The sequence below is a fragment of the Motilimonas cestriensis genome, from assembly GCF_021295315.1.
GTDB lineage: Bacteria > Pseudomonadota > Gammaproteobacteria > Enterobacterales > CBDFNC01 > Motilimonas > Motilimonas cestriensis.
Genome location: NZ_JAIMJA010000010.1, coordinates 19,819 through 42,145 on the forward strand (window position 1 = coordinate 19,819; position 22,327 = coordinate 42,145).

Below are 22,327 nucleotides of genomic sequence, written 5' to 3' on the forward strand. Positions count from 1 at the left end.
AAATTTTACAAAATGAAAAATAGTAAAAGTTTATTACGTCAGTCGCATTTTCTTGGCACAAAAATCCGCAACTTACGAAAACGAAACAACCTTACACTGGAAGATTTGTCTGCTCGCTGTATTAAAGTCAGCGCCGAAGAGGCGCCGTCAGTCTCATACTTATCAATGATCGAGCGCGGTAAGCGCGTTCCCAGTGAAGAAATGCTCACAGTGATCGCCACGGTATTTCAAAAAGATGCGCATTGGTTTTTAGATGATGAGCCAGAGCCGCAAGACATTACCCCAGCCAAAGGTAATCATGGTGGCATCAGTGGCATGGCCCTTGAGCCTAGCTTTTTGTTTTCTAGTGAAGTACTACAAATTGCCATTCCCGAGATGCTGTCACAAACGGGCACCACCGGTCGGCAATTTGCACACTTGCTGATCCGTGCGCATCAAGAGCACCATCAAAATCATTTTCCCGATCTTGAACGCGCGGCAGAATCAGTTGGCCATAAACGCATGCCGTTACATGTCGATGACTTAGTTGAAATTGCCGAGAATGTGGGCTTAATAGTCAAGTGGTTTGACCGTGCCAGTGAAGATATCGTTGACGATCAGGGTGAGCAATCAAAAAGAGTGATCAGCTCCTTCTTCGAGCCACCAAAAACGGTTTACCTTAATGAACAACTAAAAAAACAACAAACCCGCTTAAAATATGATTTAGCAGTGCACATCGGCCATTGCGTATTACACAATAACGATGGCATGAAAAGCGTGATGGTAGCTGGGCGCAACCAAAGCTATGGCTTACATGAAGATCATTCACAACAACACTCTGCTGCCACATTAGATTCCCAAGATATTCTTCATGCTTGGCGCGACTTTGAATGTAGCTTTTTTGCCGGTGCCTTGCTTTGCCCCAAAGTGCCCTTTCGTCAATTACTTGATCGTCGCGGTTATGAGATCAATGTCAGTGAATATTTGGCTGTGTCAGAGTCAGTGGTGATGCGGCGAATGACGGCCGTTTCACCCTACCCGCACTGGCATTATTTTGATGCCTACGCCCCCGGTAAACTCAAAGCGGTATATCGAGGTAATGGTATTCCACTGCCTTGGGGCAATATGCGCTTAGTCAACGACCCTTGTCAGCACTGGTCGGTATTTCGTATGATCAATGCATCATCTACCGGCACTGAAGCGCAGATATCTATTTTAAATCAAGGTGATATACCAAAAATTTATTGCTGCGAATCAATCAAAGTGGAAGATCTGGCGGGTAATCATCATGTCCTTTGCACAGGAATCGATCTCAATCCAGCGCTGGATGCGCAGGGCCATGATAGTGTCGCTATCGCCACTGAGCTCAAATTCGCATGTATGAAAAACGGTGGCGAAACGGCGATCCCCAACAAGATAAAAAAAATCTTGCTAAGTGTGGCGCAGATCCTAAACATTGCTTGGATTGAACGCGGTATTAATAATGAAGCTCGGCTAATTTGTTCTCGCGGCATTCAATGCCCACGAGAGCCTAAATGTTACGCCAGCGATATCTGCCAACAGAATGTGTTTGATGTACAGCAAATCCAAGCTCAAATTATTCAGTCATTAAACAACTAAGCTAATATTTTGTCCTATGCTGGGCATTTATTTGGCCAAAAACTCGGCTAAATAAGGGCCATTATTACTAGGATAAATCACGTATTCACCGTGATACTTCACCTTAGACTTATAATCTGTCACTTTAAACAATAATAAATTCTGCGCTCCGGCTAATGAAATTAGCTGTTGAACGTTGCCGCGCACGTAGCAAGATAGCGGACGAATAAGCCGTTTTTCTTCAGCATGGATAGCACGCTCGTACTGCTGTCGACAGACCACTAGCGAGTCCATCCCTGCGCTATTTCGTTTCACCTTGCGTTCAATGACTGAATCAGTGATCAACGACCAATCCGACTCTGCTAATTGATCGAATAAAGCATCAATTTGTGTTTCATAAACCTTAGCCAGGGTACCTTGCTCAGACAATAAAGCGCCGTAAACACGAGTGATATCTTCAAACGTTTGCTTCAGCTGAGCATGTTTGCCCATACTACGTCCTTGCTGTTGCCACACCAGTAAAGTAGCCGCAACACAATGTGCAAAACGCTGGGTTTTAATGGCTTTTGTCACCCAAGCATTCAGATAATGAGCTTGATTAACTGGAGTGCGAGAAACACTGCCATCTAAATGAGCTTGCTCTAACTCATTAAGCGCGATGCAGGCTAAATCATAGATTTCTTTAGCAAAAGTAGAACTGGCTTGGCTGGACATTAAAAACTCAAAAGTTAAAAAACGGCTATTTTACCTATTTTGTATTTCGCTGACTACGTCTCATGCTTTTCGCTGCGAAAATTGCCGACGAAATTCGCTTGGTTTCATGCCTTTATAGAGCTTAAATTGGCGGTTAAAGTTGGCCAAATTATTAAAGCCGACACGGTTGGCAATAGCTGCGATAGCCAGATTTTTATTAATCAATTGCTCACAAGCTTTACCGATACGATACTGCGCAAGATGTACCGAAAAGCTATTATTAAAATGTTTTTCAAACATACGATACACGCTGCTTTTACTCATATGTAAATGTTGGCATAAATCATCAACTAGGATCTGAGTATGATAATGTTGCTCAATAAATGCAGTGGCCTTATTGAGCTTGGTATGCTGCTTTTCGGTTTCTTCAACATAGGGCTGAGAGCTTGATGTAATGGATTTTTGTTCAGGTGCTTCCGCCATGATGGCTAAGATAGCAAGGACATTATTAACTTGCTGCAACGGGCTTAACTGCCTATGAGATTGGAGATGCTGATAGACCTGCTGCGCGGCTTCTTGACAAAATAATAGCCCTTGATTACTGCGCTGTAGCATGCGCTGAATGCCTTGATATTCAGGCAGTAACTTTATTAAGCTGTTAATCCATTGGCCACTAAACCACAGCACATAGGTATCATTGTGTGAGGCCTCATTGAGCAACGAGTCGATAGTATTAGTGTGGGGTAAGTGAGGGCCAAATAGCGCCAGCGTATTGTGACTAAACGGCAAAATAGCATCGCCAACAAATAACTTGCCAGCACAATCACGCTTAAGCACTATTTCGTATTCTAGATGGTAGTGCCAATCGAAATGACTCTCTGTACATTGGTAATGCATCACCCGCCAAGGTCGCGTGTGATCGCCACACATTTTTTCAATATAAGGTTTCATGCCTACTTCTTTATTCTATTTATTCATTTATGCCCAACCGAACGACCTTATAGTATCAGAAGCTGAAACAAATGAATCACTTTTCCCCTGTCAAACACCTACATTAACGCCATCAGATTGACCAAAATAATCCCTAATTAAGGCAGTAACATGATAAAAAATCCCGTCTCTATAATATTTATAGTCACGACCTTTATTTCCGGTCTCAGCACGGCCCTTGTTTTTCCACTTACTAGCTTATATTTGGTAGATGCGATTGGCTGCTCACCATTAGAGATGGGGGTTTTCTTAGTGGTGATGGTGCTAAGCAGTGTTATCGCTTCGATGTATTTAGGTAAAAAATCTGACACGCACTGGAGCAGAAGCGCCATACTAAGCGCAGCACAAATTAGCTTTTTTATTGGCGTGGTTATTCTTGCTTTTACCCGTGATTATTACATCGCACTTGTCGCCGCTATTGTCTTCTTAAGTGTGGGCGGTGCAGCCTTACCACAAATTTTCACATTAGGCCGTCTTTACGCCGATAAAGAGCTGAACAATAACAGCGCGCAATTTTTATCAGTGATGCGTGCGGGAATAGCCTTAGCTTGGGTAGTCGGCCCGCCCATCGCCTTTTTACTCAAAGAGCAATTAGGCTTTACCGCCACGTTTGTTTGCTCTGGCCTGTTGGCATTATCGATGTTGTTGTTAATCAGCTATCTACCTGATCACTCAAAATTTGTAGCAGACCAACCTAGCAGCAATGATGAGCCGGTACAGAATGCCCAGCATTGGCTGCTGATCCCAGGTGTTGCTTTGTTTTTACTTAGCACGCTCGCCATGTTTTCTGCTAACAATATGTATATTACTGCACTACCTATCTACCTTACCAAAGAGCTAACATACAGCGCACAATGGGCTGGCTACCTAATGGGGATGGCTGCTTTTATCGAAATTCCATTTATGGTACTAGCGGGCAGCTTGGCAAATAGAATCGGGACCATGCGTTTACTGGTCATAGGTGTTGCAGCCGGCATTCTCTACTACAGTGGGCTGCTTGTTTTGACAAACATTTGGCAGCTACTGGCACTGCAATTGTTTAACGGCATTTTTATCGCGATCACGGCAAGCCTTGGCATGATTGTGATGCAAGATTTAATGCGTAATCAAATGGGTCTAGGCACTACACTGTTTAGCAGTGCGCAGCAACTTAGCATGTTAGTGGGTAGTTTATGCGTTGGCCTAATTGCACAATATTTTGATTATCACACTGTCTTTCTCGGCTCATTAGTGGCCAGCATACTGGCTTTAATCGTCCTTTTGGGTGTAATGCTGAGAACGAGTCAGCAAAAAAAGCAACTAACCGACCTTCAAGCTTCACCATGATGTGGGCTTTATAACCTATACCACTAGGGTAAGAGAAAGTATATTTTTCTGGTAAATGTCGTTTTCAAGGATGAAAATGATTGGTGAGTATTTGCCATTGCGGTGACAATTCTAGCTCATTTTATATAAGCAGACTCACGTTACTATATTGAAACTGAGTGCTGTAGCTAAATTACAGGCAAAAAAAACGAGACTGAACGTCTCGTTTTATCAACTGTTTACATCATTTTCTGATTCTACACTACTAATAGTGGGCCATCAGAAATTCACCATTATAGCGGTACGATGTTCTCAGCTTGAGGACCTTTTTGGCCTTGAGTAACTTCAAACTGAACTTTTTGACCTTCAGCTAAAGTTTTGAAACCAGTACCAGTAATTGCACGGAAGTGAGCAAAAACGTCAGGGCCATTCTCTTGTTGAATGAAACCGAAACCTTTAGCTTCGTTAAACCATTTTACTGTACCAGTAGTTGTATTAGACATAATCTATATCCTGTAAATCAAGAGTAATAAGCTCATCGAGCTCGTTGTTTTGCTGGAAGTGTTGCTATTACTTATGAAAACAGGATTTAAGAGGTAAATCTTTAATCCGGATGGTGCGCATAAATATAAACCGTACTTTCAAGCTAAAAAGATTATAAACCCCCTGTACGTTAAGTCAACGAATTTTACACCGTAAAAACAGCCTTTAAATCAAGATAACATAAATATAAAAAAACCATTACAATCAACAAGTAACACAAAGCTACAAAAGGTGTATTTGTTTCAGAAATTTTAACGCTATGAGAACATTACACAATTACCACTACCTCAAAAGGCTATGAATAAGTCGTATTTATTTCTGGCCAATTCAAATGACTAAGATCGCCTAATGCCTGTAATTGCTGCTGACATTCAGGGCGCATAAACCAATCGCCACGGCTAGGAGCAACTTGATAGAAGTAATCTTTCTCACCATAACGAAAGCTTAATTGGTAAGCATGCAGATATCCGCGATCGCTCTCATCTTGGCCATAGCGCATGTCACCTAAGATAGGAGCAGCAATGCTTTTCAGTGCCACACGCAACTGGTGGGTTTTACCCGTGGCGGGCTTAAGTAGATAAAGGCGAATGCCGGGCACTAAGCTTTGACTAAAAAATTGGGTAACAGCTGGATTATGTTGGCTTTTAGTTAGCTTCCAACTGCCACGGCGGCTTTTTTCCATATCACCTTTTATCAACCCTTGTTTTTTATTGGGCTTTTGCATGCTTAAGGCGAGGTAAAACTTACTCATTTTTCGCTGAGCAAATAATTGCGTAAAAGCGGCCGCAGCAGTGGGTGACTTGGCCAGTATTAAAATCCCTGACGTCATCTTATCGAGTCGATGCACGCTGTATAACTTCAAAGATAAGGCACGTTCAACCTCAACCACTAACCCAGCGTCACCGTCTTCACTATGAAAATTACAATCTGCGGCTTTATTAATCACCACAAAATCCACTTCATCTGCCACTAACTCAAACATCGAATACTCGCCCTTCAAATAATAAAAAAGGGCCTGCTGGCCCTTTTCAACGTTATTATACCTTGAGCGGCTTAAGATGTTTATGCCAACGCGCTTCCCACTTTTTAAATAGGAATACGATCACAAAGGTTGTCATCATATAAAGCATCCCAGCCGTGATAAAAGCTTCAAAAGGCGCGTAGTAGCGTGAGTTTACAATCCGCGCCGCCCCCGTTAAATCTACGATGGTAACCACCCCCGCTAAGGCGCTGCCATGTAGCATGAAGATAACCTCATTGCTGTAAGCAGGTAAGGCGCGTCGAAACGAGCTAGGCAGCACAATGCGCGACATGATCTTAAACCGACTTAAACCATAGGCCTTAGCAGCTTCAATTTCACCTGAAGGCATGGTATTGATACTGCCCCGCACTATCTCTGCGGTGTATGCTCCGGTGTTTAAGGTAAAGGCCAATAAGGCACAAAACCAGGCTTCTTGAAACCAAGGCCAAATGGCTAACGCAATAGGGTGTTCATTATTTGCCAAAAACTGACCCGCTCCGTAATAAATAAGGAACAGTTGAATCAATAATGGTGTGCCACGGAAAAAGTAGATAAACGCCCACGCAGGAAATTTAATCGCCCAATTGTTGCTGTTATTCATAATGCCCGCAGGCACAGCAATAAATAAACCAAGGAATAAGGATAAGGCAACTAACCAAAGCGTGGTCCAAAGACCGGATAAATACAGTGGCCACTCGTTTATCAATAACTGAACATACTCAAACTGGCTAAACCAAAGAAAAAAAGCTTCTAATGACATTGGCTACCTCGACACTATTGCGTATTTTTTCTCAGCATGACTTAACAAGCTGGTCGAAATAGCGGTAAAGACTAAGAAAACTAACGCCACCACAAAGTAAAAAGTAAATGGCATTTGTGTCGAGCCACCCGCATCGCCGGCCGCTTTCACCATGTCTTCTAAACCTATGATAGAAACAAGGGCCGTTGTTTTGAGCAAAACCAACCAATTATTACCAAAGCCCGGTAAGGCATGGCGCATCATTTGCGGAAACATCACTCGGCGAAATACCATCCAGCTACTCATGCCATAAGCTCTTGCAGCTTCTAGTTGGCCTTTATCGACTGCAATAATGGCACCACGAAAGGTTTCGGCCATATAAGCGCCAAAAATAAAACCAATGGTCGCCACGCCTGCAAAGAACGGACTGACGTCAACATAATCCGGTAAATAACTGACCCATTCATGAGCAGCGTCTTGCCCTTGAAAATACTCATTGAGCCAATCATTAATCGTAACGTTAAATTCATTAATGAAGATTTGACCACCAAAAAAGATCAGCATCATTAAAATCAAGTCAGGGATACCACGGATCACTGTGGTATAGAGGGTTGCCCACCAGCGCAAAAAAGTAATAGAAGACAACTTTGCCAGCGCGCCAAGCATGCCTAGTACAACGGCAACGAATAATGACAATAATGCCACTTGTAATGTGACCCAAGCACCAGACAAAATAGTGCTTTCATAGCCTTGTAGGTCTAACAACATAATAAGTACTTACATGTGCTTGAAAGAAAAGGGAGCCTTAGCTCCCTATCAAATTTGGCAATTAGTCGCCGTAAACATCAAAGTCAAAATACTTATCTTGTAGCTCTTTATACTTGCCATTGGCGCGAATCGCTTTGATAGCAGCGTCAAACTTGGCTTTTAGTTCAGTGTCGTTTTTACGCATCGCAATGCCCGCGCCTTCACCAAACCAACGAGGATCGTTTAATTTAGGGCCAACAAATTCAAATGCATCACCACCAGGCTTGTTCAATAGACCATCAGAAATAGCAGCAGAGTCGATCATCACGTAATCAATACGGCCCGATTTAAGGTCTAAATAAGCCTCATCTGCCGTGCCGTAACGCTTAACTTGTGCTTTAGGGAAATTATCGGTCACGTAGGTATCCATCGATGTTGCACGTTGTACACCGATGCGCTTATCAAACATAAACTCAGTGGTTAGTTCAATCGGCGTGCCTTTTTTCGCAGCAAAGCGCGCAGGAATATGCTGATATTTTTCAGAGAACGCGACTTTCTTTTTACGCTCTTCGGTAATATCCATGGTCGCGATAATGGCATCGAATTTACGTGCTAATAGTGCTGGAATGATGCCGTCCCAGTCTTGCTTAACTAAGGTACATTTCACCTTCATTTCTTCACAAAGGGCATTAGCCATATCAATGTCAAAGCCCTTTACTTCACCGTTTGGCTCGGTCCAACTAAATGGGGGGTAAGCGCCTTCAATACCAATGCGTACATTTTTCCATTCTTTAGCATGCGCACTGCCTGCGACGGTAAGTATCATGGCTGCAGCGATGATCAATTTTTTCATCTTCTTTCCCTTTTGGTTTGCTAACAAGTTAAACAAGTTTGTTGTTGTGTTTGTACTACTTATAATTTTGTTTATCAGCCGTGTATAAAACGCAATCGCGCTTTTATTATAGTTATGCTGCTTTTAATACACAGATGAGATAAATTGTTTAAAGCGCTCAGATTTAGGTTGCGTGAAAATCTGTTCAGGAGCACCTTGTTCTTCCACTAAGCCTTGATGTAAAAACATCACTTTATTTGATACGTCGCGAGCAAACGCCATTTCATGTGTGACTACTAACATAGTGCGTCCCTCCTCGGCTAGATTTCTCATTACCGTAAGCACTTCCCCAACCAATTCAGGATCTAACGCTGAGGTAGGCTCGTCAAATAACATGACTTCGGGGTCTACTGCTAATGCTCTGGCAATCGCTGCACGCTGCTGCTGGCCGCCGGACAAATGACCAGGATAATATTCGCGGCGATCATATAACCCAACTTTGTTTAGGTATTCATGCGCCGCTTCAATGGCTTGTTTTTTGGGCATGCCCAGCACATGCACAGGCGCTTCAATAATATTTTCTAATACGGTCATGTGAGACCATAAGTTAAAACCTTGAAACACCATGGCTAAGCGCGCGCGAATGGCTTCAACCTGCTTTTGATTTGCTGGAATACGTTCGCCATTCTTCAAAGGTTTCATTTGGATCAGCTCACCTTTTACATAAACGTCACCGGCATTGGGCATTTCTAATAAATTAATACAACGCAAAAATGTACTTTTACCAGAGCCTGATGATCCCAAGATAGAAATGACATCACCTTGGTTCGCGATCAAATCTATACCTTTAAGGACTTCGTTATTACCGAATTTTTTATGCAGTGCCTTAACTTCTAATGTGGGTATAGCATTCATTATAATTTCGCAATCCTTGACGTTGGTATGAAGTATGAACCTTGTTAATGAAGCGTAACAATCAAAAAGGCCAAACCATTATTGAACAGTATTATAACAACATATCCTATGGTCAATGATTTGCAAAACCATAGAAACCGCCATTAAAGGCGACGAATCTAACATCTAACAATTCACCAATAAAGCATATTTAGTCAAAATACGATTTTTTTGATAACTAGATCGAAATCGACGACCTTTAAGCCCAACATTCACTAATATGGCGAGAAAACAGAGAAAAACGCAAAAATATAGCGTAAAAGTTATATCAAACTAACCCTATAACCAAATAATAAATTTGAAAAATGAGTCAAATTAGCTGCATTACCCACTTTCACTTAAAAACAAAAAACATAGCATTAAAAATCCATTAAAACACAACATCAAACGCTAGCAAGAAACCTGTAAAACTCGCTAAAAACACACCTAAAACAGACAAATATCCGCAGCAAAACGCCAAGCACCGTTAAACGGTGTTATTGAATTGTTAGTGAATTTAGACTGTTTTGAAACCAGTAGTTTACAGTCAGATTAAATAGTTAAAATATTAAAAAATATGCTAGGAATGTGATCTGCATCCTGCTACATTTCGCGCACTTTCACTCTCTGCTAACTTAAAGGGACAAACTAACGTGTCTACAAACTACGCAAATCCAGGCCCACTAGGCTTAATGGGCTTTGGCATGACTACAGTATTACTAAATATTCACAATGCGGGATTCTTTCCTATTAGTGCAATGATTTTAGCAATGGGGCTGTGTTACGGCGGTTTAGCTCAAGTTATAGCAGGCGTGTTAGAATTTAAAAAAGGCAACACATTTGGTTTAACCGCTTTCACTTCTTACGGCTTTTTCTGGATCAGTTTAGTCGTATTACTTATCTTGCCTGAGCTAGGCTTAGCTGAAGCGACACCCCATGCTTTTATGGGCTTCTACTTATTGATGTGGGGTATTTTTACCGCTTTCATGTTTGTCGGCACCTTAAGCCACAATAAAGCGACGCAATTTATCTTTGCTAGCTTAACTCTTTTATTCTTCTTACTGGCTGCACGCGATTTTACCGGCTCTGCATTTATCGGCACCTTAGCAGGCTTTGAGGGTATGATTTGTGGCGCGAGTGCGATTTATACCGCCATGGCGACTGTTATTAACGGTGAACTGGGCCGTGAAGTATTACCACTAGGCAATAAAAAGCCAGCAACTGTAGTTGAAAGTGGACCCAGCGTTGCACAAGCTGCTTAATCACTTCATCTACTGTCGGAAGTGAAACCCGCATTGCATAAGGGGTAACCACCTCATCTACTAAAAATGAGCCGCATGGCTCATTTTTTTGTCTGACGTTTCACCGAGGGCGAGAAAATCTAGCCCAACCCACCACTAGTTGATATTATCTTCAGCTTTATTTGTTGACAGCTATTTGTTAACCCCTTAATCAATCTTAAACATGCAAATTGCGGAGTCCGCCTTGTCAAACCAACAACCCCAAGTGAACGGCACCGACTTGCCTAGCAAAAGTACCGCTTATTATCGCGTCAACTTTACCGGGCAAGCTGGCGAATATTTCAAAATATGGATAGTTAACATTGCGTTATCGATTGTCACTCTGGGTATTTACTCAGCTTGGGCGAAAGTACGTACACAGCAATATTTTCACACCAATACCCTAATCAATGGCACTGGTTTTCAATACCATGGCCAACCTTTAAATATTTTAAAAGGCCGCATTATTGCTGTTGTATTGTTTGTTTTATACTCTTTTGCCGTCAACAGCGTGCCAATTATCGCACTCCCGGTAATGTTGATTTTTGTTATCGCATTACCTTGGATCGTGATCCGAGCGCTCGCTTTTAACGCACGTATGACATCATTTCGCGGCATTCGCTTTAACTTTGAAGCCAGCTATGGTGAAGCATTCCAAATCGTGTTGCTGTGGCCATTATTGATTATTGTGACATTTGGCTTAATCATTCCACTGATCAAGCATAAGTACTACGAATTTGTTATCAACCACAGCAGCATGGGCACAACGTCGTTTCGCTATAACGGTAAAATCTCTGAAATGTTTATTATTTACCTTATCGCCATGGCGATTGCGGCTGGTATATCGACCGCCATGATGATAATAGGCATGGTTTTCGCTTTGTTTGCTGGCTTGGCATCTGCTGCTGACGAATCATCAGCATTGATGATCTGGCTGGCTTCAAGCGGTGCATCCATCGTTATCGTATTATATTTGGCCTTATACTTGCTGATGTGGGCATTTATCAAAACCAAAACCACCAACCTCATTTTCAACAATTTGACGTTAGATGAGCACCGCTTTTACGCGGATCTTAATTTTTCTCAAATGGCGATCATTCAATTTACTAATACCTTAGCCATTATTTTCAGTTTAGGCTTGGCTTATCCTTGGGCAGCCATACGCATGACACGTTATCAGGCATGCTGCATTCAAGTGATCGTAAGTGATAATCTCGATAACATCATCGCTGGAGAAATCAAAAAAGTCGGCGCATTAGGTGACGAAGCCGCTGGCATATTTGATGTGGAATTAGCCATTTAATGAAAATAACCGGAATTTACTATTCAGGCAAAAGCAGCGCAGCCCTAAGCAGCGCACTTATTTTGCACGCTGAGAACAGAGTAAGCATCAACCAAACTGACATTTACTTAAGCCTTGATGAACTCGATATCGCACCGCGAATTGGCAATGGCAATCGTTGGGTTTATTTTCCGGATGGCAGTAGCTTTGAAAGCCAAGATAATGATGCTTTGGATACCCTGAGTAAGCGCCAACGCAACCATGGTTTAAGCTTACATCTGCTGGAAAGTAAGCTGCGTTATATTATATCTAGCCTGATTTTTACCTTAATTTTTTGTGTCTGCTTTTTTATTTGGGGCGTGCCAGCCACTACCCAGTTAATTGCTCAAACATTGCCTGACAACACCAGTAAGTTATTAGGCAGTCAAAGCTTAGAAATCGTCGACCGCACGCTTTTCGAACCCTCTGAATTAAGCGATGAGAAACAACAAACCTTACAAACCTTATTTAAACCGTATTTAAGCCCAGACCAGCGTGTGTTAATTCGCAGTAGCGAAGCGTTAGGCGCGAACGCTATCGCCCTACCCAATGGTATATTAATTTTTACCGATGAATTGATAAACATAACGACTGAGCAAGAGCTGCTGGCCGTGTTAGGTCACGAGCTCGGGCACGTTGAGCACAAGCATGGCTTACAAGCCCTGATCCGCAGCTCATTATTACTGTTTGTTTATACCTTGATCACAGGTGATGCTGCAGGGGCCTCATCCAGTATTGCCGCGCTGCCAACGCTGTTGCTCGAGCAAGGCTACTCGCGTGACTTTGAACGCGAGGCAGATGATTATGCGATGGATTTTTTAAAGCAACATAACATCCCCAGAACGGCACTAATGGGCGCCTTAAACAAGATTTACCAAGCACATGAAATCGACAAAAAAGAAAGCCTGAGGGATTATCTGTCATCGCACCCCGCGCCAAAAGAACGCTTGGAAAGACTTACCACTGTTGAATGAGATCAACAAGCAGCAAGGATACTATTCAAGCTCAGTTCTGTTTAAGCCTATCGCAGCCAGATAAAGTATGTTTTACGGCAAAATTTCGTTTTCAGGGATGATAACGCAAAGCGTATATTCGGGCTGAATGGACGGCACAACAATTAGCGGATTTTAAGATGGCTGGGTGATGAGTATCGCTCAACCCTGTTGGAATCAGGCATTAAAATGCACTAGCCGTACTTAGTTAGCCCTTGCTCAATGAGTGATCCTCAATACAAGGCAAATAGTGAGCCATGATCACGCTCTTTAACATGCAAAAAAGAGCGCGATAAGAGGTGGTATTAATGTAGGGTTACATCCTTGGGATAATGCTGGCAGCCTTCACATTGTTCACAGCTTGGCGATAGGTTTTTATTTTGATGCTTAGCCATGTAAGCAACATGCTCATCAACCAAGGCATCCGACAACACTTGCCAATGTTGGCCTTGGTGTTGCTGGTGAAATTCAAGCAGTCCCACTAACGTCACATCCAACATTTTTAAGCTAGTCACTCGGGTCAACTCGGTTAACGCATCATTGTCAGCAAATTGCTGCAGCTGCGCATGAGCCAGTTGCAGATAGTAATGCTCAGCGTCAACATCACCTTGGCCTTTGCTGGTGTTAACTAAGTTATGGCAAGCCGTCATGTATAAACGGGCACTGTGCTCATACTCAGCGCTAAGAGACAAATCATCAATGAGCTTTTGCGCTTCTGATAGCGCTAGCTTGTAGAAGGTTTCTGCTTGACGCGTGTCACCTTGGCGTAAAAAATGCTGACCCTGTGCAGACAAGGTTTGCCATAAGTCTAATGAAAATGCTGCCATATCTACCTCACCCAGCCAATAACCTTACGTAGTGATTTTGATTCACTCGTTTTATTTGGTTTACTTTGGCGCTGCTAATATCGCGAATATGCTGCGCGTGCGAGGAGTAATCTTCCTCGCCTTTCACTACATCAGCAAAACGCACATCGGGGTCTGGTACGGCGGAGATTAATAACCGCGTATAAGGATGCTGCGGATTATTGATCACTTCCGTGGTGTCACCCCACTCTACAATTTGCCCTTTGTACATCACTGCGGTTTCTTCAGCGATGTAATGAGCCGTCGCCAAATCATGCGTGATGTATAAAAAGCCCAAATTAAACTCTTTTTTCATTCGCTGCATTAAGTCTAGTACGCCAATACGGATTGACACGTCTAACATCGACGTTGGCTCATCGGCCAATACCAAGTCAGCCCCAACCGCTAAAGTCTTAGCCATATTTACGCGCTGACGTTGGCCGCCGCTGAGCTCATGAGGAAACTTCTCGGCTGTCAGTGCCGGCAGCTCCACCATTTCGAGTAATTCGTGCACGCGATCGCGCAGTTTAGTTTTGTCGTTTTCACACATGCGATGCAGCAGTAATGGGCGCGCTAAATGATGATAAATAGTGTGAGTAGGATTGAGTGAGCCAAATGGGTCTTGGAAAATCATTTGCACGCTTTTACGGTAATTTAATACTTCTTGGCGGCCTTTAATTTCAGTGATGTCTTTACCACGAAATAAAATTTGTCCTTGAGTTGGCTCATATATTTTAGTGATCAAACGCGCGCAGGTACTTTTACCGCAGCCTGATTCGCCCACCAGCGCGAGCGCCTTACCTTTGTGAATAGAAAATGACACGTCATTGAGGGCGCGAAATAGGTCTGATTTTGCAAAACCGCCACCCGTAGTGAAATCTTTCACCACATTGCGCAGCTCTAGAATTGGGGTATTATCCATAATTATTTTCCTTATAGTTGGATCAGTTCAGGCGTAAATTCACCCGCTGGCTGATAATGCTTGCGCCCTTCATGAATAGAAGGAAAAGCAGACCACAGCTTTTGGGTATAAGGATGCTGCGGATGATGACGAATTTGTTGTGACTCGTTTACTTCCACCAACTCACCTTGATACATCACGCCAATGCGGTCACAAAACTGCGTCATTAAGCTCAAATCATGGGTAATAAAAAGGATAGAAAAGCCAAACTCTTCTTTTAAATGATATATTTGCTGTAAAATTTCGCGCTGCACCACCACATCTAATGCCGTGGTTGGCTCATCCATCACAATCAACTTGGCATTTAAGGCCAAACAAATAGCGATTACTAAGCGCTGACGCATACCGCCACTGAATTGATGCGGGTAATCACGCAAACGCTCACGCGGAATTTTAACAATATCAAGCAGCTGCTCGGCGCGCTCAATGGCCTCAACACGCGTCATCTTAGTGTGGGTCATGATCACATCGCAAAACTGCTCTTCAAGGCGTAAAACAGGATTTAATGAGTTCATGGCACTTTGAAACACCATGGCAATTTGCGTCCAGCGAAAGTCTCGCAGTTGATGCTCAGTTAATTTAACCACATCGGTGCCGTCAAAAATAATTTCGCCGCCACTGATTAACGCCGGTGGCTTATGCAAACGTGTCACCGCAAAAGCAATGGTGCTTTTACCACACCCCGACTCACCCGCTAAGCCAAACACTTCTCCTGCTGCAATATCAAAACTGACTTTTTTTACCGCCTGAAACGCCCCGTCTGAGGTCAAGTAATCGACTTCCAAGTCTCTTACTTGCAACAAAGGCCGCGTTGAAGATAACTCATTCATTCTCCACTCCTGTATACACTCGATAAATACAAATAAAGCCGTGCCAACTGACACCTAAAAAACCAATGCTATTGCGAATCAATATCATTAGCAATTTGTTTTTCACTTTATCCGCATCACAGAAGTTCTTTTGTGATCTATCACATGCTTGTTTTTCTTTGCTTTCGTACCCACTATGTAAATAATTATTTTTGGGGAGTTGCACATGCAATCAAATATTATCGATGTCTCACTCGACAATTTTCAGGCGGTTATTTTAGAGGGCTCACAAAGCCAACCGGTAATGGTGACGTTTTGGGCGCCTAGCCATCAAGAATCGATGGATTTATTAACCACCTTGGAAAAACTCGCCAATGAGTTTTCAGGTCAATTTGTGCTGGCCAAAATAAACTGCGAGCAAGACCAAGCCATCGCAATGCAATTTGGCGTGCAGGCACTGCCAACCACTGCGATGTTTGTTAATGGTCAACCCGCAGATGGCTTTGCCGGTAATCAAGACGAAGCCGCGATCAGAGATATTTTGAGTAAACATTTGCCAGACGAGGCCGATTTATTGCTGCAACAAGGCCAAGCATTAATTGAACAGCAGGATTTCAGCGGCGCGTTAACGGCGTTAAAACAAGTACTCACTCTCAAACCTGAGCTGGCTGTTGCGCAAATTACCTTAGCCAAAGCCCATATTGAATTAGGCCATATCACCGAGGCGCAAGCGCTAATTGAAAAAATCAAACTGGTTGATCAAGATGCGCTGTATCACGCCGTGGTGGCGCAGATAGAATTAGCCAAACAAGCTGCTGACACACCAGAAATTCGCGCGTTAGAAGCGCAAATAGCCGAGCAGCCTTCGCCTGAACTACATTACAACTTGGCGGTGCAATACAGCCAAGTAAACCGGATTGAAGAAGCGCTGGCACTGCTGTTCCCGCTTTTATCAACCGACATGAATGCACAAGACGGCAAAGTAAAACAAACCTTTATGGATATCTTAGCCACGCATTCAAGCGATCCCGCTGTCAGTAGCTATCGCCGCAAGCTGTATAGTTTGTTGTATTAGTTGGGGATGCCAGAAATGGGCTAGCCGTTTTGCGGCTAGCTCGCTTTCGTCATGGCTTGGATCAGAGGAGTAAGGCTCAATTAGTTGCTCAACGTTTGGTAAATAGCAAAGCTGAACAAGTGTGTAGGTCCGCTTATTAAAAGAGTGCCATATTTGCTTTTTCTAATTCGTAACTCGTTACTAGAGGCTGTTGATTAGCGCTCTATAGCTAAAGTATTACGACCATTATGCTTAACTCTATATAGTGCTTTATCAGCCCTTTCGACGCACGCTTTCCAATTTTCTGTTGGCGACAATTGGGCAATACCAAAACTGGATGTCACATGCAGTGACGGTTGCTCATCAATGGTTAGCTTGACTATCGATTGTCGTAATTCATCAGTAAATTGTTTAGCTTGTTCTAGGTTGCAATTGGGTAGCAAAATTAAGATTTCATCTCCGCCTAATCGAAATGCAACAGCTGAATCATAGAGTGACTGCAAAGTGACTTTCGCTACCACTTTAATAACATCATCACCCACTAAATGCCCGCACTGATCGTTAATCGATTTAAAATTGTCAATATCTGACAAAATCATACATACAGGAGCGCTTTGTGCTTGCTGCTGAAACAGTGGAATAGCGTCATCTAGTGCGCGGCGATTCTGCAGTTCTGTAAGTGGGTCTTGATAAGAAAGACAATGGATAGAGCGCAATAGTCTAGCGTTAATCATCCAAATCATCGAAAAGCTCATTGAGACAATGAGAATGATGCTAAATAAAAAGGTCAGCTGATGAATCAAATTAGCCGCCATAAAATTTTTTATCTCTGCGCCTGATAGCGACAGCACAACTCTGAGTAGCATAAACAGACCATAAGCCATAAATGACAACGCCATCATTCGGGTTGCTAAAGGAAGGTCTTCATTACGGCCTTTTATCACTACAACAGCGGTACTTATTGTAACAAAAGCCATATACAAACTTATCACAACGACTCGATTTTTTATCGAAGGCTCAAAATAGGTAAAGAAAACAAAACCAACAAATACCACTAGCAACATTAAGCTACTAAACTTCGTTAGCTTAACTGAGTACCCTCGAAACAGAGACAAGCTATATAGGGTTAGATGAAACCCCGCAGCAATAAATAGATTGGCCCCAATAATACTGAGATAATCAGGGATCACACCTCTTAAACTCAATAGCAATGGGCCGGTACCAATAATAAATATCGAAAGTGAGAAAAGTGATAACCCCTTGATGGGCTTTTGAGCTACCTGAAATAAAAGCAGGCCAATGCAGTAGATCACTGAGAACAAAATAACGATAAAGTTGAGCGTTCTGATATCTAACGTAAATATATCCATTTTTTCTCAGTGTCCCTGTACTACACAACTCGCTTCACATCAGCAAATTTAATAATGACACAAGTTTGTACTCTAACTAGAGTCATGATTTCGAGAACTAACGAGAATTAACAGGGAAGCCTCCTAAATTTGAAGCTTGTCACATCGGCTAGTGCAAGTTACCTATTTAAAAGTTTTACGAAGAAGCGGGCGGATGGTGACGCCAGTAAATTTCAAATTTCAAATTTCAAGTTTCAAGTTTCAAAGCCAACCATGACAACCATGACAACCATTCAAACAGGAATGAATCACTTAGCGTTAGACGTTATTCGCCCCTATTGCAAACAGACGATTAACTTTATGAATTCACTAACCATTCCCTTTATTCCATACTAATCAATATACTAGATTCAATTAAAAAAGGTATGTAACATAGCCTCTTAGATACATTCACGTACAATAACATCAACAGGGAAATGATGAAAAATTGTAAATTATATACCGTGTTATTCATGATACTGACGCTCGTAGGCTGCTCATCTCCTAAACATTTTTACCAAGGGCCAGAGCTATCTGCCGATGAAAGGGTCACCATTTGGTCCCCTACCCCCATGCTCGACGTCAAAAGAATAAATGATATTGGCATTACCCTCGGAGTGCTAAACCTTGGTGATAGGGTGTACGCAAAGCAAGGTAAAAATACGATGACAGTCGAGTCTAAGGGTGACAGCACAAGTTGGTCATCAAGCGGTTACACCGCAACTAGCACAAGAGTGTATCGCGGCACGTTTTCTGCTGATCTTTTGGCCGGACATGTCTACCTACTGGAGTCGACAGGCGGGTATTTAACCCTGAGCGATCTTGGCAACACCTTTACCTTACCTGAGAACTCGCTCGTTAACGGTGATGGTTATTATGAGGCGCTAGAGGAAGCGAGAAAAATAGGGACAAGAGTTAAGCTTTATAAGTAACTGCAACTTGGCTGAAATGTGCAGATATTACCTATCACTCAGCCTATTTCGCCATCAACATGTTTTTAAATGCGCTCCGACAGGAGCGCATTCTATTTACTCAAATCGGCCATACTCACTCGATGACTGAGGCTAACGCTTATTGGCCATCTTCTATGTTTAATGAACCATTAAAAGAAACGCCGCTATAGTTTTCGATTTGGCTTACTGTGTGTTCATCTTTAACCCGTGGAGAGCCAACCCGAATAACTTGGCAACCGGCTTGCACTGCGCTGGTAATCCCGGCGGGCGCATCTTCAAACACGATACATTGCGTCGCCTGCGTGTTTAACTGCTCAATGGCGCAGAGATAGGGCTCTGGATCAGGCTTACCATTTTGACATTGTTCAGCGGTCACCATTAATTCAGGAATAGGCAGACCACAAACCTGAAGCTTTTTGAGGGCGAGCTTTTTGCTCGAGGATGTCACTATGGCCCAGTTTTGCCTCGGTAATGCTAGCAATAATGCTTTAGCACCCGTAATTTCTGTACAGAGGGTTGATAATTCAAGCTCTCTGGCATCTAACCAACTTAGCTCAGCCTCTAAATCAGCGTTTGGCAGAAACCTTGGGATAATGTCTTGTCCCCTCACCCCATGGCAGCAAGCGATCACCTCTGCAGGATTTAGGTTTACCCGATTGCACCATTCGCTCCATGCGGTTTCAACAACTTTGGTGGTATTGACTAACGTACCATCAAGATCAAACAGAAAAAATTCTTCTTTAAACATCATAATCGCATTATTCCTTTAGAAACTGTCTATTGGCCATCGCCTCGCCTAACTCTCGCCATTGAAAACGATTAATAAAAACTAGACGTGCATTTTCAGCATTGTTGGCTTCAATCAAAATGGGGGCTAATACAAACCCCTGTTTAAACAAAGCCAGTATAATTTCTGCCGTTTCAGTCTTAGCGATGTCTTCAACAACTAGCACATCACCTTTAGCTAAGATGCAAAACTCCATAACGATTATCACTCTGGTTGATTAAGTATACTTAGCATTTTAACTAACCCAGTGATAACGTATATTGAAATAAAATTAGCAGTGATAACTTATTGTTATGAAGGTTAGCCTTAAACATTTGCAAGCGATCGAAGCACTAGCTAAAGCGAAAAGCTTTAGAGCTGCAGCCCAACAGTTATGTATTTCACAACCAGCTCTGTCAAAACAAATTAAAAACTTCGAGGATCTGTACGGCGTTGAAATGTTTATTCGAACACCTAATGGCGCGATGCTGTCGTATCAAGGGGAGCTAATCATCAGTGAAATCACTAATCTGAATAAGCATATTGATAAGGTGGAACGCTATATCCAGCAAGTAGTTGTAAGTAACGTGGGGGCACTGCAAATCGGCTTTGGCAAATCCAGTAATGATTTTTTACCCAGCATTATTAGAGAATTCAAGGCGCAACACACTAGCATTCATTTATCTTTGCTCGATTTAGCCTCCCATATACAAGAAGAACAGCTGGTGATGGGCTTACTTGATCTCGCTTTTATGCGCGCGCCAAAAAACCTGAATCTTAAGCGTGTTAAAGTCTCCTCCGATGAGTTTGTATTAGTGGTTTCTAAGCACCTTTACCAAGGCGAAAAAATCCAAGATTATCTTGACAAATACGATTTATTAATGCTTGAGCAAACTGATAAATCAGAAATGATTAATCAGACCAAGGCGATATTGGCAGGGCGTGATTTTCGTACCAACCATATCGCGACCGATATAGAGACCATCCTGACATTGGTCATTTCAGATGTTGGCGTGTCTATCTTGCCGAAAAAATCGATTTTGCAATATTCTGACGAAATAGCGGTTATTTCCTTTGAACAAGACACCAGTTGGGGGATTTATTTGGTGTGGGATCCTGCTCGAGTCACTCAATCGATCGAGCAATTTGTTAACTATGCCAAACAGAAGTTAGTCTTGTAAGCTTATACCCAATCAACTTGACAGTTATCAAGATGTTGAGTGAAGTCCCTTTCTATCATTATGGCCAAATCTAACTCAAATCAGAAAAGAGATTGCGCCATTACTGGCGCCCCGACAAAGGCCGCAAGCAATGCCTCGAAACAAAAAGGGCTGCACGTTTAAGTACAGCCCTTCCATTCAATCAACTATCAATAAATTGTCCACACTCAAGCTGTAATCGCTGTTTAGCTATTGATAAACGGTCCTTTGCCTTGCTGCCATAGTTTCATTAGACAGCGTTCAAATGCTAATGACGCAGCATGAGCAATTTTGTCCGCTAATTTTTTCTTCACTGCATAACGCACTGCGATGACTGTTTTTGTCTCATTCTGTTGCAGTAAATAATCATCACTGGTTTGCACTTTATCAATCAAGTTTAGCGAAAAGGCTTGGCTACCATACCAATGCTCGCCGGTGGCAACCTTGTTGATATCCAGTTGCGGGCGGTTTTCACTGACAAATTCTTTAAACAACACATGGGTTTCTTCTAACTCTTGTTGGAATTTTTCTTTACCCTTTTCGGTGTTTTCGCCAAACATGGTCACGGTACGCTTAAATTCACCCGCGGTCATTTGCTCAAAGTCGACATCGTGTTTTTTTAGCAGGCGGTTAAAGTTAGGAATTTGTGCGATAACACCAATGGAGCCAATAATCGCAAATGGCGCGGCAATAATTTTGGGGGCCACACAAGCCATCATATAACCGCCACTGGCTGCTACTTTGTCCACTGATACGGTTAAGTTAACCCCTTGCGCGCGTAAACGTTGTAATTGCGATGATGCCAAGCCATAACCGTGAACCATGCCGCCACCACTTTCAAGGCGCACTAACACTTCATCATTGGGTTGAACTACCCCCAAAATAGCGGTCACCTCTTCACGCAACGACGACACTTCTTTGGCATCAATGCTGCCTTTGAAGTCCACTACATATAACTTATTCTTAATTTCTGCTTCTGGCTCAGTTGGCGATTTTTTGGCCGCTTTTTTCGCGGCTTTGGCGGCTTTCTTTTCGGCCTTTTGTTTTGCTTTCAGCTCGTCTTCTGATAACAGTTGCTCTTCAAAATGCTGTTGATTGTTGTTTAACTGCTCGGATAAATCGGTGATCAACAACTCACCTTTTTGCGCTTTTTGTTTCGCCGCCAACACCACAGCGGTGACAATAATAGCCAAAATGGCTGCCACAAAGGTCAGGGTTTTCGCGAAGAAAAGTCCGTATTCGTATAAAAATTCCAATCTATCACTCCTATTTACAAGCACAGGTTAAACGCAGTGCGCATTATGCGAACATATAACGCGCCAGCATAGCAAAAACCAAGGGAAGACGTTAGAATTTGCACAAAATTTTGCAGGAGAAA

23 protein-coding genes are annotated in these 22,327 nt (G+C 42.7%); 8 read left to right on the top strand and 15 right to left on the bottom strand.

Going from position 1 to position 22,327, the window contains the following annotated elements; genetic code table 11:
* The first annotated feature begins 12 nt into the window (after positions 1–12).
* Positions 13–1,599, top strand: coding sequence for a DUF3612 domain-containing protein (locus K6Y31_RS10945; protein WP_233052816.1), 1,587 nt, complete (start codon positions 13–15; stop codon positions 1,597–1,599).
* A gap of 27 nt (positions 1,600–1,626) precedes the next feature.
* Here the strand turns inward: K6Y31_RS10945 and K6Y31_RS10950 are convergent, their stop codons facing one another.
* Positions 1,627–2,292 (bottom strand): DUF2913 family protein, encoded by a 666-nt coding sequence (locus tag K6Y31_RS10950; protein ID WP_233052817.1) that lies wholly within the window; start codon positions 2,290–2,292, stop codon positions 1,627–1,629.
* Between the two features lie 60 nt (positions 2,293–2,352).
* The gene (locus tag K6Y31_RS10955) at positions 2,353–3,222 is read right to left on the bottom strand and encodes a helix-turn-helix domain-containing protein (protein WP_233052818.1); all 870 of its coding nucleotides are present in this window, start codon (positions 3,220–3,222) and stop codon (positions 2,353–2,355) included.
* Between the two features lie 150 nt (positions 3,223–3,372).
* Between K6Y31_RS10955 and K6Y31_RS10960 the strand changes: the two genes are divergently transcribed.
* Complete coding sequence (locus K6Y31_RS10960) at positions 3,373–4,587, top strand: sugar efflux transporter (protein ID WP_233052819.1); 1,215 nt, start codon at positions 3,373–3,375, stop codon at positions 4,585–4,587.
* A 272-nt stretch (positions 4,588–4,859) separates the two neighbouring features.
* Here the strand turns inward: K6Y31_RS10960 and K6Y31_RS10965 are convergent, their stop codons facing one another.
* The 6 genes from K6Y31_RS10965 to K6Y31_RS10990 form a co-directional block, all read right to left on the bottom strand.
* Positions 4,860–5,069, bottom strand: a complete 210-nt coding sequence (locus K6Y31_RS10965) for a cold-shock protein (RefSeq protein WP_232801970.1) — start codon at positions 5,067–5,069, stop codon at positions 4,860–4,862.
* Positions 5,070–5,404: 335 nt separating this feature from the next.
* Positions 5,405–6,091: a TIGR01621 family pseudouridine synthase gene (locus K6Y31_RS10970; protein ID WP_233052820.1), complete on the bottom strand. Its 687-nt coding sequence runs from the start codon at positions 6,089–6,091 to the stop codon at positions 5,405–5,407.
* A gap of 55 nt (positions 6,092–6,146) precedes the next feature.
* A complete protein-coding gene (locus K6Y31_RS10975) occupies positions 6,147–6,890 on the bottom strand; it encodes an ABC transporter permease (RefSeq protein WP_233052821.1) in 744 nt (247 codons plus the stop codon).
* 3 nt (positions 6,891–6,893) lie between these two features.
* Entirely contained in the window at positions 6,894–7,637 is a 744-nt protein-coding gene (locus K6Y31_RS10980; RefSeq protein ID WP_232801967.1) for an ABC transporter permease, read from the bottom strand.
* 61 nt (positions 7,638–7,698) lie between these two features.
* Complete coding sequence (locus K6Y31_RS10985) at positions 7,699–8,469, bottom strand: ABC transporter substrate-binding protein (RefSeq protein WP_233052822.1); 771 nt, start codon at positions 8,467–8,469, stop codon at positions 7,699–7,701.
* 123 nt (positions 8,470–8,592) lie between these two features.
* A complete protein-coding gene (locus K6Y31_RS10990) occupies positions 8,593–9,363 on the bottom strand; it encodes an ABC transporter ATP-binding protein (protein WP_233052823.1) in 771 nt (256 codons plus the stop codon).
* Positions 9,364–10,034: 671 nt separating this feature from the next.
* Between K6Y31_RS10990 and K6Y31_RS10995 the strand changes: the two genes are divergently transcribed.
* From K6Y31_RS10995 to K6Y31_RS11005, 3 genes are all read left to right on the top strand, one after another.
* Positions 10,035–10,643, top strand: coding sequence for an acetate uptake transporter (locus K6Y31_RS10995; RefSeq protein ID WP_233052824.1), 609 nt, complete (start codon positions 10,035–10,037; stop codon positions 10,641–10,643).
* 223 nt (positions 10,644–10,866) lie between these two features.
* Positions 10,867–11,964, top strand: coding sequence for a YjgN family protein (locus K6Y31_RS11000; RefSeq protein WP_233052825.1), 1,098 nt, complete (start codon positions 10,867–10,869; stop codon positions 11,962–11,964).
* Positions 11,964–12,956 carry a M48 family metallopeptidase gene (locus K6Y31_RS11005; protein WP_233052826.1) on the top strand — a complete coding sequence of 331 codons (993 nt, stop codon included), beginning with the start codon at positions 11,964–11,966 and terminating at the stop codon, positions 12,954–12,956. Before K6Y31_RS11000 ends, K6Y31_RS11005 begins: the two co-directional genes overlap by 1 nt.
* 323 nt (positions 12,957–13,279) lie before the next feature.
* Here K6Y31_RS11005 and K6Y31_RS11010 read toward each other — a convergent pair whose 3' ends face one another.
* From K6Y31_RS11010 to K6Y31_RS11020, 3 genes are read right to left on the bottom strand one after another with little or no spacing between them, the layout of a single operon-like run.
* Positions 13,280–13,801 carry a DUF2753 domain-containing protein gene (locus tag K6Y31_RS11010; protein WP_233052827.1) on the bottom strand — a complete coding sequence of 174 codons (522 nt, stop codon included), beginning with the start codon at positions 13,799–13,801 and terminating at the stop codon, positions 13,280–13,282.
* A 7-nt stretch (positions 13,802–13,808) separates the two neighbouring features.
* On the bottom strand, positions 13,809–14,741 hold the full coding sequence (locus tag K6Y31_RS11015) for an ATP-binding cassette domain-containing protein (RefSeq protein WP_233052828.1): 933 nt from the start codon (positions 14,739–14,741) through the stop codon (positions 13,809–13,811).
* 11 nt (positions 14,742–14,752) lie between these two features.
* Positions 14,753–15,610, bottom strand: a complete 858-nt coding sequence (locus tag K6Y31_RS11020) for an ABC transporter ATP-binding protein (RefSeq protein ID WP_233052829.1) — start codon at positions 15,608–15,610, stop codon at positions 14,753–14,755.
* A gap of 205 nt (positions 15,611–15,815) precedes the next feature.
* On the opposite strand from K6Y31_RS11020, the gene K6Y31_RS11025 reads away from it, so the two are divergent.
* Entirely contained in the window at positions 15,816–16,664 is an 849-nt protein-coding gene (locus K6Y31_RS11025) for a thioredoxin family protein (RefSeq protein WP_233052830.1), read from the top strand.
* Between the two features lie 194 nt (positions 16,665–16,858).
* Here the strand turns inward: K6Y31_RS11025 and K6Y31_RS11030 are convergent, their stop codons facing one another.
* The gene (locus K6Y31_RS11030; protein WP_233052831.1) at positions 16,859–18,013 is read right to left on the bottom strand and encodes a GGDEF domain-containing protein; all 1,155 of its coding nucleotides are present in this window, start codon (positions 18,011–18,013) and stop codon (positions 16,859–16,861) included.
* A 491-nt stretch (positions 18,014–18,504) separates the two neighbouring features.
* On the opposite strand from K6Y31_RS11030, the gene K6Y31_RS11035 reads away from it, so the two are divergent.
* Entirely contained in the window at positions 18,505–18,963 is a 459-nt protein-coding gene (locus K6Y31_RS11035; RefSeq protein ID WP_233052832.1) for a hypothetical protein, read from the top strand.
* A gap of 139 nt (positions 18,964–19,102) precedes the next feature.
* On the opposite strand, the gene K6Y31_RS11040 is transcribed toward K6Y31_RS11035, so the two are convergent.
* Both K6Y31_RS11040 and K6Y31_RS11045 read right to left on the bottom strand, forming a co-directional pair.
* Entirely contained in the window at positions 19,103–19,735 is a 633-nt protein-coding gene (locus tag K6Y31_RS11040) for an HAD-IA family hydrolase (protein WP_233052833.1), read from the bottom strand.
* 7 nt (positions 19,736–19,742) lie between these two features.
* Positions 19,743–19,967 carry a hypothetical protein gene (locus K6Y31_RS11045; RefSeq protein WP_233052834.1) on the bottom strand — a complete coding sequence of 75 codons (225 nt, stop codon included), beginning with the start codon at positions 19,965–19,967 and terminating at the stop codon, positions 19,743–19,745.
* Positions 19,968–20,064: 97 nt separating this feature from the next.
* Here K6Y31_RS11045 and K6Y31_RS11050 point away from each other — a divergent pair, with 97 nt between their 5' ends.
* Positions 20,065–20,931 (top strand): LysR family transcriptional regulator, encoded by an 867-nt coding sequence (locus K6Y31_RS11050; protein ID WP_282560164.1) that lies wholly within the window; start codon positions 20,065–20,067, stop codon positions 20,929–20,931.
* Positions 20,932–21,155: 224 nt separating this feature from the next.
* Here the strand turns inward: K6Y31_RS11050 and sohB are convergent, their stop codons facing one another.
* Positions 21,156–22,205 (bottom strand): protease SohB, encoded by a 1,050-nt coding sequence (gene sohB, locus K6Y31_RS11055; protein WP_233052836.1) that lies wholly within the window; start codon positions 22,203–22,205, stop codon positions 21,156–21,158.
* Positions 22,206–22,327 lie beyond the last annotated feature (122 nt).

What these genes read in the sequence shown, in the direction of transcription:
- K6Y31_RS11035 (WP_233052832.1), top strand. Translation starts at nt 18,505, where the DNA reads ATGATACTGACGCTCGTAGGCTGCTCATCTCCTAAACATTTTTACCAA.
- K6Y31_RS11045 (WP_233052834.1), bottom strand. Translation starts at nt 19,967, where the DNA reads ATGGAGTTTTGCATCTTAGCTAAAGGTGATGTGCTAGTTGTTGAAGAC.
- K6Y31_RS11040 (WP_233052833.1), bottom strand. Translation starts at nt 19,735, where the DNA reads ATGATGTTTAAAGAAGAATTTTTTCTGTTTGATCTTGATGGTACGTTA.
- K6Y31_RS11050 (WP_282560164.1), top strand. Translation starts at nt 20,065, where the DNA reads ATGAAGGTTAGCCTTAAACATTTGCAAGCGATCGAAGCACTAGCTAAA.
- K6Y31_RS10980 (WP_232801967.1), bottom strand. Translation starts at nt 7,637, where the DNA reads ATGTTGTTAGACCTACAAGGCTATGAAAGCACTATTTTGTCTGGTGCT.
- K6Y31_RS11010 (WP_233052827.1), bottom strand. Translation starts at nt 13,801, where the DNA reads ATGGCAGCATTTTCATTAGACTTATGGCAAACCTTGTCTGCACAGGGT.
- K6Y31_RS10945 (WP_233052816.1), top strand. Translation starts at nt 13, where the DNA reads ATGAAAAATAGTAAAAGTTTATTACGTCAGTCGCATTTTCTTGGCACA.
- K6Y31_RS10975 (WP_233052821.1), bottom strand. Translation starts at nt 6,890, where the DNA reads ATGTCATTAGAAGCTTTTTTTCTTTGGTTTAGCCAGTTTGAGTATGTT.
- K6Y31_RS10960 (WP_233052819.1), top strand. Translation starts at nt 3,373, where the DNA reads ATGATAAAAAATCCCGTCTCTATAATATTTATAGTCACGACCTTTATT.
- K6Y31_RS10990 (WP_233052823.1), bottom strand. Translation starts at nt 9,363, where the DNA reads ATGAATGCTATACCCACATTAGAAGTTAAGGCACTGCATAAAAAATTC.
- K6Y31_RS10965 (WP_232801970.1), bottom strand. Translation starts at nt 5,069, where the DNA reads ATGTCTAATACAACTACTGGTACAGTAAAATGGTTTAACGAAGCTAAA.
- K6Y31_RS10950 (WP_233052817.1), bottom strand. Translation starts at nt 2,292, where the DNA reads ATGTCCAGCCAAGCCAGTTCTACTTTTGCTAAAGAAATCTATGATTTA.
- K6Y31_RS11020 (WP_233052829.1), bottom strand. Translation starts at nt 15,610, where the DNA reads ATGAATGAGTTATCTTCAACGCGGCCTTTGTTGCAAGTAAGAGACTTG.
- K6Y31_RS11030 (WP_233052831.1), bottom strand. Translation starts at nt 18,013, where the DNA reads ATGGATATATTTACGTTAGATATCAGAACGCTCAACTTTATCGTTATT.
- K6Y31_RS10955 (WP_233052818.1), bottom strand. Translation starts at nt 3,222, where the DNA reads ATGAAACCTTATATTGAAAAAATGTGTGGCGATCACACGCGACCTTGG.
- K6Y31_RS11015 (WP_233052828.1), bottom strand. Translation starts at nt 14,741, where the DNA reads ATGGATAATACCCCAATTCTAGAGCTGCGCAATGTGGTGAAAGATTTC.
- K6Y31_RS11025 (WP_233052830.1), top strand. Translation starts at nt 15,816, where the DNA reads ATGCAATCAAATATTATCGATGTCTCACTCGACAATTTTCAGGCGGTT.
- K6Y31_RS10985 (WP_233052822.1), bottom strand. Translation starts at nt 8,469, where the DNA reads ATGAAAAAATTGATCATCGCTGCAGCCATGATACTTACCGTCGCAGGC.
- K6Y31_RS11005 (WP_233052826.1), top strand. Translation starts at nt 11,964, where the DNA reads ATGAAAATAACCGGAATTTACTATTCAGGCAAAAGCAGCGCAGCCCTA.
- K6Y31_RS10970 (WP_233052820.1), bottom strand. Translation starts at nt 6,091, where the DNA reads ATGTTTGAGTTAGTGGCAGATGAAGTGGATTTTGTGGTGATTAATAAA.